This is a genomic window from Pseudomonas sp. o96-267 (genome assembly GCF_003935465.1).
Taxonomy (GTDB): Bacteria; Pseudomonadota; Gammaproteobacteria; order Pseudomonadales; family Pseudomonadaceae; genus Aquipseudomonas; species Aquipseudomonas sediminis.
Genome location: NZ_RHQP01000018.1, coordinates 88,791 through 98,412, shown reverse-complemented (window position 1 = coordinate 98,412; position 9,622 = coordinate 88,791). Strand labels below are relative to the sequence as shown.

The following is a 9,622-nucleotide window of genomic DNA, read 5'->3' as shown; positions in this document are numbered from 1 at the left end:
CGTCTTGCTCATGGTGTCTCCGGTTCGGAGCGACAGTGTCGCTCATGAGTCGGTTACACAAAAATTCGTACACCCTCCGCCTTGGCACTCTGCCTGTTGCCTCTCGCGCATGCCGATACACGCCAGCCACAGTCTTGCGACGCTGGATTACTGGACTCACTGGCCACCCAGTTGGGGCAGCGCGGGTGGACGCCCCCTGATGGGCGTGGCGACGGGCCACTGGTGGCGGCTGCCTGCAAGCCCTGGCCGGATGATCCGGCGTTGTCCGTGGTGACCCTGGCTTATCGTGATGCCGAGGACGACACGCCAGCGGGCGAGCGCAATCTCAACTGGCTGGTGGCGAAGGTGGACACGCAAAGCGGGCAATTGCGCGAACGTCATGACGACTACCTTGGCGAAGATGCCGCGCTGGAAATCGATGCAAACAGTCTTTGGCTGGATACCGCGCGCTATCACCTTGCACCAGGCGTGCGCGCCTTCGGTGTGGTGGTGCGCAGTGTCGCGCGCGGGGCGAGCTGTCCGGATGCCGGCGCCAATGACCTGCTGACGCTGATGGTGCCGGACGGGCCTCGGCTGAGGCCGGTGTTTGCCACCTATCTGTACTCGTGGACGACGGTAAAGGGCACGTCCTGTGTCACGGACAGTGACTTCCAATCGGAGCGAGCCGACCTGACGCTGGGCCTTGGGCCGAAGCAAGCCCATGGCTACGCCGACCTGGTGGTAACCGCTCAAGTTCGTGCAGGCTGGCAGGAGCCGGTGCTACGCAGGGTCAGCACCACCGTTCCCTACGACGGCAAGCGCTATCCGTTCGATCAGTTCTCGATGTTCTGGACAAGAGAGCCGCAGCCGTAACGACGAACAGGCAAGAACAAGCCAGCGCCACGCGGCCGTCTAGACTTCTGAGTCTCAACCCACGGTGGGAGACTCGGGATGACCAGCAAGAACACCATCTGCCTCTGATACGACCGCGACGCGCTGGAGGCTGCAACTTTCTATGCCAAGACCTTTCCCGATAGCGCCGTGCTGGCGGTCCACCATGCGCCCGGCGATTATCCTTCTGGCCAGCAGGGCGATGTGCTGACGGTGGAGTTCAGTGTAATGGGCATCCCCTGCCTGGGCCTCAACGGCGGCCCGGTGTTCCAGCACAACGAGGCGTTCTCGTTTCAGGTCGCCACCGACGATCAGGCAGAGACGGATCGCCTGTGGCACGCAATCATCGACAACGGCGGCCAGGCCAGTGAGTGCGGCTGGTGCAAGGACAAATGGGGCATCTCCTGGCAGATCACCCCGCGCATCCTCAGCGCTGCAATCGCCAACCCCGACCGCGCGGCGGCCAAGCGCGCCTTCGAGGCGATGATGACCATGAGCAAGATCGACATCGCCAGGATCGAGGCGGCGCTCAAGGGCTGATGCCTACACGCGAGGCGTGCCGTCAAAGCGCACCGAAGGCAGCGACGATGGCATCGATCACCGCGCGAACCCGCGCGGTGTGGCGCACGTCTCGATGGGTGACCAGCCAGATGTCATAGGGCGCGTGTTCACGATCCGCCCACAACCGCACCAGACCGTCGCGCAGGCCCAGAGGCAGCGGCACCTCGCCAATGCCGATGCCGGCAGCCAGGGCGCGGCGCACCATCAAGCTCGAGGTACAGGTCATGGCGATACGCCCGTGGGTGATAGGCTCGGCGCCAAGCGTGACCTCGCGCCCACTGTCCAGATAGGGCTGATAGAGCACCAGGTCGTGACCGGCGAAGGCATCGCCTGGCTCGGGTATGCCGCGCGCGGCGACATAGTCCGCCGAGGCGAAGGCGGCGCTGCTCCAACGAGCGAGCCGACGCACGATCAGCTCGGGGTTGTCCGGTTTGAGGTTGCGCACGGCGATATCTGCCTCGCGCTTGTTGAGATTGAGCAATTGCGTTGAAGCATGCAGCTTGACCTCGATGCCAGGGTGTTCGAGGCGCAGCGCAGCAATGGCCGGCATGATGAAGTCGACGGCGAAGGAGTCGGTGGTGGTGATGCGCACTTCACCGCTCATGCGCTCGTCCATGCCGAGAATGCGGCGCTGCAGATCGGCTGCCGCTGCCTCCATGTCCTGCGCCGCCTTCATCGCCTGCTCTCCCGCGCTGGTCAGGCTGTAGCCGGCTGACGTGCGCAGAAACAGGGTGGCATCGAGGGACTGCTCCAGCGAAGCGAGCCGGCGGCCGACCGTGGCTTGATCCACGGCCAGTACACGAGCCGCACCGCGCAAGGTCTGTTCACGGCACAGGGCAAGAAATACGCGGGCGTCGTCCCAGTTCATCGCTGGCTCTCTCTGATGCATTTTTGCATTAGTGAACGTTAATAACGCTGCGTTATTTCTTCAGTCAAGCCTCCTATGATCGTGCCATCTCATTCGATGGCGTCCGCCGGACGCTCAGGGGACGATCATGAACAGCCACACACAGGGCTCGCTGTGGATGCCGATCTGGGCTGGTCTGTGCGCCAGCCTGGTGGGCATCGGCCTGGCCCGCTTCGCCTACACCCCGTTGATCCCATCGCTGATCGAGGCGCACTGGTTTTCCGCATCGGCGGTGGTCTATCTGGGCGCCGCCAACCTGGCCGGCTATCTCATCGGTGCGCTGATCGGCCGGCCGCTGGCCGCGCGTCATTCCAGCGCCGGCGTATTGCGGGCGATGATGCTACTGGTCAGCCTGGCGTTTCTCGCCTGCGCCTGGCCGCTGTCGGTGGCCTGGTTCTTCTCCTGGCGTTTGCTCTCGGGCATCGCCGGTGGCGTGATCATGGTGCTGGCCGCCAGCAGCATCCTGCCGCATGTCGCAGCAGGTCGACGCGGGCTGGCCAGCGGCGCGATCTTCCTCGGTCTGGGCCTGGGCATCGCCGGCTCCGGCACACTGGTGCCGGTACTGCTGGCTCAAGGCCTGGCAACCACCTGGATCGGCCTGGCCGTTATCGCCCTGCTGCTGACGCTGAGCAGCTGGCGCGGCTGGCCAGACGACCTCGCCCACGCTCCACAACCCACCAACCCGCATGCACCAGCGCAGAGCGCAGGTGGCGTGCGTTTGCTGTTCGCGCAGTACGCGCTGATGGCGACCAGCCTGGTGGCACCGATGATGTTTCTAGTCGATTACATCAGTCGCGGTCTGGGCGCAGGGAGCCACAGCGGTGCGTTGATCTGGACGCTATATGGCGTCGGTGCCATCGTCGGCCCGGTGGTATACGGCTACTTGGCCGACCACCTGGGTGCCCGCGCCGCGATACGCCTAGTCCTGCTGATACAGGCCATGGCCCTTGCCGTACTGGTGGAAAGTCGTGACCTGCATGTGCTCGGCGCCGCCGTACTGGTGATCGGCACCTTCCCACCCGGCATCGTGCCGCTGGCGTTGGCGCGCGTGCATCAACTGGTGGAGGGCCATGCCCGGCAGAACGCCACCTGGAGCCGCGCCACCATCTCCTTCGCCACCTTCCAGGCGCTGGCCGGCTATGCCTATTCGGCGCTATTTTCCGCCAGTCAGGAGGACTATCGCCTGCTGTTCACAGTCGCGATTGGCGCGGTGCTGCTGGCCTTGCTGCTCGAACTACCGGCACTGCTAGGCAGCCGAGATGCAACACGTCAGCGGGCCGGGATGAGTGGTTAGCGACTGGCCCTGAGCGATACAGGGCCGAGAGAGCAAACGAGGGGCGCTCAGCGTGAGGCTTTCTTCTTCTGCAGAATCAGCGACGCTTCGTTGTAGGCATTCTGGAAGACGTCGCTGCCGATCCAGGCGATCGCGGCGTCTTCGTCCTCATCGTGGAAGATACCGCGGTAGACGATCAGCAGGCCCATCATGAAATCGGTCGCAGCCTCTTCCGACTCCTCGGCGACCACCAGTTCCAGCACCGGGTATTGCAGGAATATCAGGCACAGGGCGAGCAGGCTGATGCCCTCGCCGGCTTTCATCGCCTGGAACAGATCATCGAAGTGCGCGGGGTCGAAGCCGTTTTCCTCGATGTCCTTGAAATCGAAGGTACTCAGGTCGAGCTCGACATCATCGAACGGCTCGTTGATCAGCGGGTTGGCGAGAATCGGGTGGACGACATTGGCCTGCGCCTTGGGCTTGCCCATGCGGTTCTGCTTGGCCTTGGTCTTGGCCCGTTGGGCGCGTTTCTTCTGTTTGTCTGGGGAGGCCATGGGGCGGGTTCCTTGGTCGCAGCAGCCATGTTGATGGCCTGGAATGATCAGGCGCTCATTGTATGCAGTCTCGCTCCTCGCTGTCGGAAAATGCTCATGCTCATGCTCATGCTCATGCTCATGCTCATGCTCATGGCTATACCTGTACGAGGCGAGACTGGTCGGCGGCTATCGCACTCTGGCCCTAATGGGCACGGCGGTTTCGCCGAGCAGCTGACAGTGGCCGAATGTCTGGCCACCGCTCAGGGCTTAGAGGTTAGCGATAGTTACCATGAATGCGCTCCAGCTCACCCGTTTCACGCAGATGCTCAAGCGCCTTGGCCCAGGCCACGACCAGCGCATCGTCGCTATCGCGGCTGAAGGCGATATACAGCGAGGAGCGGTACAGCTCGATGGGCACCCGCCTGAGAGAGCCCGGGGCGATACCCAGCTGGCGACTGTAATAGGCCACGCCTGCGTCGGTGTCGCCGATGATTACCTCGGTACGCCCGGCCAACAGCATGCGGTAGAGCTGCTCACTCTCCGTTGCGCTCGTGTCGAGGTTGTCGAACCCCATCGAAGCCAACATCGTTGGCACCAGGCCGGCGTGCCGGGTGGTTATACGTGGGGTGTGCAGCAACTGCTCCAGGGTGTGGATCGGCTGCGCTGCAATGGCCAACTGGTAGGGGTAGATGGATTCCTCGGCGATGGGCCCGACCCACTTGAACAAGGACTCGCGCTCTGGCGTGCGAAACATCGAGTACATGATGGTTCTGGGCTGAGTCTGCAGTACACGAGAGGCACGCATGCTGGGCCTCATTCTAATCTCGAAGTCGTCGCCGGTCAGCGCCATGATGGCTCGCACCACCTCCGTGGCCATGCCGGTGATGTGCTCGTTCTCCCGGTAGTTGTAGGGTGCCCATTCCTCGGTGACGAGCTGATACGTCTCGGCTCTGGCAAGCGCCCCCATCAGCAGGCAGAGCAGCGCGGCGATGAGTATCGAGTGCTTCACGGGTTGTACCTGCTGGAGGGGATGCAGTTTAAGAGCGGCTCTGATCAGGGGGGGCTCGGCAAGCATAGACGTTATGCCGGTGTTGCAGCCTCATGGCCAAAGCCGAAGGTTAAAGTTAACCTTGAGCTCACAACGCTCCTGCCACCGAGATATACCCAGATGAAGATCGGCGAACTGGCGCAACGCACAGGCCTTGCGGCCTCGCGCATTCGCTTCTACGAAAGCATCGGCCTGCTCAAGCTGGTGGAGCGCCAGGCCAACGGCTATCGCAGCTACCCGGAGCAAGCCGTGATGGTGCTCAACCTGATCACCACCGCCCAGCAAGCCGGCTTCAGCCTGGACGAGTTGCGCACCCTGCTGCCGCAGGATCTGACGCAATGGCAACACGGCAAGCTGCTCGACACCCTGCAAGCAAAAGTGCAAGACATCGAGGCACTGGAACAGCGCCTGGCGCAGAGCAAGACGCACCTGCTGGCATTGATCGACGAAATTGAAAGCAAACCGGACGATATCGACTGCGCCGCCAACGCCAGGCGGGTGCTATCGAAGATGAATCTGGGTGAGCCGAGCGAGGCGCCCAAGCGCACGAAGAAATAAGCGAGTGCTCGCTACATCTGTAGGAGCCAGCTTGCTGGCGATCTGCTTGAAAGCACAAAGCATCGCCGGCAAGCCGGCTCCTACGAAAAGCGTTGGCGGCGCGGCCACGCTTCGACGTCGCGTGCGAAACCCATTGACATTAAAGTGAGCTTTAAAGTTAAGGTCGCTGCACCTTCAGTCGAGAAAGCGCCCATGAACCTGTTCGATCCCCTTGCCCTGCCCAACGGCTCGACCATTCCCAACCGCATCGCCAAGGCGGCCATGGAAGAGAACATGGCGGATGCCGACCACGCACCGTCCGAGCACCTGATTCGCCTCTACCAGGCCTGGGCCGACGGTGGAGCAGGTCTGCTGATCAGCGGCAACGTGATGGTCGACAGCCGCGCCATGACCGGTCCCGGCGGCGTGGTGCTGGAAGACGACGCGCAACTGGCCCGTTTCGAACGCTGGGCACGCATCGGCCGCGGCAAAGGGGCGCAGTTCTGGTTGCAGATCAATCATCCCGGCCGGCAGATGCAGTCCAACCTTGGCCAGCCAACCTGGGCGCCTTCGGCCGTAGCGCTGGAGCTGGGAAACCTGTCCAAGCGTTTCGCCACGCCGCAGGAAATGACCCCGGCGGTGATTCAGGACGTGATCGAACGCTTCACCCGCACCGCGCAATTGGGCGAGCAGGCCGGCTTCACGGGCGTGGAAATCCACGCGGCGCACGGCTATCTGCTCAGCCAGTTCCTGTCGCCACTGACCAACCAGCGCAACGACCAATGGGGCGGCTCGCTGGAAAACCGCGCGCGCCTGCTGCTGGAGATTGTCAAGGCGGTGCGTGCCGTGGTGTCGCCGGGCTTCGCCGTAGCAGTGAAGCTCAACTCGGCAGACTTCCAGCGCGGCGGCTTCAGCGCCGAGGACGCGCAGCAGGTGGTATGCCTGCTCAATGGACTGAATGTGGATCTGGTCGAACTGTCCGGTGGCAGCTACGAAGCGCCGGCCATGCAGGGCCAGGCCCGCGATGGGCGCACCCTGGCGCGCGAAGCCTACTTCCTTGAATTCGCCCGTGAGATTCGTGCGGTGGCGAGCATGCCAGTCATGGTCACCGGCGGTATCCGCCGTGCACCGGTTGCACAACAGGTGCTGGATAGCGGCATCGAGATGGTCGGCATCGGCACGGCCCTGGCCATCGACCCGAACCTGCCGCGTGACTGGCAGCTCGGCCTCGGCAGCGCTCCCCAGCTGCCGCCGATCACTTGGAACAACAAGGTGCTGGCCTCGCTGGCGAACATGGCGGTGGTGAAGTACCAGCTGCACCAGCTCAGTCAGGGCCGGGACTCCCAGCCCGGCGTATCACCCTTGTGGACGCTGGTGACGCAGCAGGTGAAAGACCTCTTCCGTACTCGCCAATATCGCCGTCGGATGGCGCGGCGACAGGCGCGGTGACTACGCCCCACCACTCAGAATTCCAGCACCTCGCCATCCTGCGGAATCAGTAGCTCGACTTGCGCGTGGCTAGCAGCCTCGGCCAACGCCAAGCGGCTGACCGGGCAGTGGCTGATGGCTTCCAGGTGATTGGCAATGACTACCTTGCCACTCAAGCGGGCGAACTCGATCACCTCGTCGACACCCATGATGATGTCGCCACCCAGGTCGAAGCGCGCCCCGCCTGCCGGTACCACGCTGATGGCTGGACGGTGCTCGCGTACACAGGCGCGTACCTCGTCGGTGAGCAAGGTATCGCCGGCCAGATAAAGGCTTGGCTCACCCGGCATTTCGATCAGAAAACCCACACCGTGCTCCATCAGGCGCCCCACCAGACCCCGGCCATGGGTGCAGCGGATGGTGCGGATAAGCCCGCCAAGAAACGGACCGGGGAATTCATGTTCGGGCAATAGCGGCCGGACGTTCAGGCCGATCTGCGCTAGGTAGTCCACATCATGTGGCGTGCAGATCACCGGAATCTTGCGTTCGCGCAGCCACCTCACGCCGGCACGATCCAGGTGATCGAAATGGCCTTTCTGGCAATGAGTGATCAGGCAGTGGGTGACCGACTCCAGCGCAGCGTGAGCACTGACTGGCAGCTCGACCAGCGGATTACGCTGACGGGCGCCGAACAATCGCAGCGGTGGCAAGGCGCCTTGGCGAGCCAACATGGGGTCGACCAGAACGCGGTGCTGGCCGAACTCGACGATGATGGTGGCGTTACGCAGCTGCTGAATCTTCATGAAAAGCCCTCGAGTTCTGAGGGTTCCATGCTGCCTATCCGGCTTCAGGGCAATAATGGCAGTATTGGACATCTTAGATTCATTTCAGGCCATCCACTCATGCGCATTGGTTTGCTGCTGTATCCCGATTGCATGCCGGCCGGGCTATTCGCCTTCGCCGATCTGCTGCATGCGGCCAATCGCCGAAGTGGACGACAACTGTTCGAGGCTCGCTATATCGCCCAGCGGGCCGGGCCGGTGGCATGCGCCCATGGGATGAGTCTGCAGGCGAGCGCCGCGCTCGATCCGCGTGAATTCGACGCCTTGCTGATTCCGGGCTTCTGGGCCGAGTCGGCGGAGCAGGCAGAGGCAGTGCTGGCTGACAATGTCGCGCTGATAAAAGCGCTGTCGTCCGTCGGTAAACGCGTGCAGCTATGGAGTTACTGCACCGGCGTTGGCCTGCTTGCGGCCAGCGGCCGTTTGAACGGCCAGGCGGCAACGGTGACCTGGTGGCTGGCGGATGCGATGCGTGAACGCTTCGCGCGGGTGCGCTGGCAGAGCGAGAGCAGTTGCGTGTTCGCCCTGAGCGTAGCCACTGCATCCGGGGTGAACGGCTACCTGCCCATCGCTCAGGAGGTGATCGAGCGACACCTCAGTGAGCAGTCCTTCAGGGACATCAGTCAGCTTATGGTGCTGCCCCGTCCGGCCGTCCCGCACAGTGCGTTTCAGGGCGCCAGCCTGATGCAGCAGCCCGTAGGCCTATTACGCCGCCTGCATGCACTGATCGAGCAAACGCCTGCCGAGCAACTCACGGTGCAGGCGCTGGCCGACAAACTGGCGATGTCCGAGCGCACCCTGGCGTGCAAGGTAAGCGCGCAAACCGGAGAGCCAGTAGCGAGCTATGCGCGGCGCATCAAGCTCTACCAACTCAGCGAACGCCTGGCCATGACCTCGTCGCCGCTAAGTACCTTGAGCGCTGAACTGGGTTTCAGTAGCCCGGCCAATCTGCGGCGTATGTTCAAGGCCCTGACCGGGCTGACACCTGCGCAATATCGCCAGCAGTATGGGCGTCAGTAATTCAGGGTGACCGGAAACAGTGTTTTCGGTGCCAGATCACCGCCAAATATTTCAAAATAATTCAAAACGTCCCGGAGAGGAAACGACCAAACGAAAATCACGTTGTTCGTTGCATTAAAGGAACAGTCCTTTGCAAAATCCCCGGTTTAATAAGCTTGCTAACGAGGCGTATAAACGAACTGCGACATTTAGCCGCATTCGTATTACGAGGAGACAAGCATGAACGTGATCGTGCACGAACGTGACAGCGAACATCTTTCCCGTGAAGCCCGTGCCATGGGGTTGATGGCCTGGGATGTGATTCAGAATGGAGAGCTGGTTGGTATCTTCCCGTCTCAGGACGAAGCCGATGCCTACCGCAAAGCGCTGGAAGACGCGCAGCCGCAAGGATAAGCAGAGGCTGTTGCCGTTTCGATCGAAACGGCAACAGCTTCAAGCAAGCGCTCAGCCCAGCGCAGCCTGCGCCCTCACCCGAGCCACCGAAGCCGCCCCTTCAGCAACCCGCAAACCTCGCCAATCCCTCAACGGCCAATCACGCAAACGCCGCACCATGCGTTGCCAGAACCTCGAGCGTTCAGGTGCGTACCGCGGCAATTCGCGCGG

10 protein-coding genes and 1 pseudogene are annotated in these 9,622 nt (G+C 62.6%); 7 read left to right on the top strand and 4 right to left on the bottom strand.

Annotation, left to right across the window (positions count from 1 at the left end; genetic code table 11):
* Window positions 1-96 precede the first annotated feature (96 nt).
* Window positions 97-852, top strand: a complete 756-nt coding sequence (locus EGJ86_RS14175; protein WP_256672445.1) for a hypothetical protein — start codon at window positions 97-99, stop codon at window positions 850-852.
* Window positions 853-930: 78 nt separating this feature from the next.
* Window positions 931-1,410, top strand: a pseudogene (locus EGJ86_RS14170) (VOC family protein).
* Between the two features lie 22 nt (window positions 1,411-1,432).
* Here EGJ86_RS14170 and EGJ86_RS14165 read toward each other — a convergent pair.
* Window positions 1,433-2,299: a LysR family transcriptional regulator gene (locus EGJ86_RS14165; RefSeq protein WP_125835528.1), complete on the bottom strand. Its 867-nt coding sequence runs from the start codon at window positions 2,297-2,299 to the stop codon at window positions 1,433-1,435.
* Window positions 2,300-2,426: 127 nt separating this feature from the next.
* Here EGJ86_RS14165 and EGJ86_RS14160 point away from each other — a divergent pair, with 127 nt between their 5' ends.
* Window positions 2,427-3,632 carry a YbfB/YjiJ family MFS transporter gene (locus EGJ86_RS14160; protein ID WP_125835527.1) on the top strand — a complete coding sequence of 402 codons (1,206 nt, stop codon included), beginning with the start codon at window positions 2,427-2,429 and terminating at the stop codon, window positions 3,630-3,632.
* A 47-nt stretch (window positions 3,633-3,679) separates the two neighbouring features.
* Here the strand turns inward: EGJ86_RS14160 and EGJ86_RS14155 are convergent, their stop codons facing one another.
* Together EGJ86_RS14155 and EGJ86_RS14150 are read right to left on the bottom strand one after the other, a co-directional pair.
* On the bottom strand, window positions 3,680-4,165 hold the full coding sequence (locus EGJ86_RS14155; RefSeq protein ID WP_125835526.1) for a hypothetical protein: 486 nt from the start codon (window positions 4,163-4,165) through the stop codon (window positions 3,680-3,682).
* A 256-nt stretch (window positions 4,166-4,421) separates the two neighbouring features.
* Complete coding sequence (locus tag EGJ86_RS14150; RefSeq protein WP_106734534.1) at window positions 4,422-5,156, bottom strand: ABC transporter substrate-binding protein; 735 nt, start codon at window positions 5,154-5,156, stop codon at window positions 4,422-4,424.
* Between the two features lie 159 nt (window positions 5,157-5,315).
* On the opposite strand from EGJ86_RS14150, the gene EGJ86_RS14145 reads away from it, so the two are divergent.
* Window positions 5,316-5,753: a MerR family transcriptional regulator gene (locus EGJ86_RS14145; protein ID WP_106734524.1), complete on the top strand. Its 438-nt coding sequence runs from the start codon at window positions 5,316-5,318 to the stop codon at window positions 5,751-5,753.
* A gap of 192 nt (window positions 5,754-5,945) precedes the next feature.
* Entirely contained in the window at window positions 5,946-7,181 is a 1,236-nt protein-coding gene (locus tag EGJ86_RS14140; RefSeq protein ID WP_106734523.1) for an NADH:flavin oxidoreductase/NADH oxidase family protein, read from the top strand.
* A 14-nt stretch (window positions 7,182-7,195) separates the two neighbouring features.
* Here EGJ86_RS14140 and EGJ86_RS14135 read toward each other — a convergent pair whose 3' ends face one another.
* Entirely contained in the window at window positions 7,196-7,963 is a 768-nt protein-coding gene (locus EGJ86_RS14135; RefSeq protein ID WP_125835525.1) for an MBL fold metallo-hydrolase, read from the bottom strand.
* A 99-nt stretch (window positions 7,964-8,062) separates the two neighbouring features.
* Here EGJ86_RS14135 and EGJ86_RS14130 point away from each other — a divergent pair, with 99 nt between their 5' ends.
* Together EGJ86_RS14130 and EGJ86_RS25100 are read left to right on the top strand one after the other, a co-directional pair.
* Entirely contained in the window at window positions 8,063-9,019 is a 957-nt protein-coding gene (locus tag EGJ86_RS14130) for a GlxA family transcriptional regulator (RefSeq protein ID WP_256672444.1), read from the top strand.
* Between the two features lie 219 nt (window positions 9,020-9,238).
* Complete coding sequence (locus tag EGJ86_RS25100) at window positions 9,239-9,412, top strand: hypothetical protein (protein ID WP_177432841.1); 174 nt, start codon at window positions 9,239-9,241, stop codon at window positions 9,410-9,412.
* Window positions 9,413-9,622 lie beyond the last annotated feature (210 nt).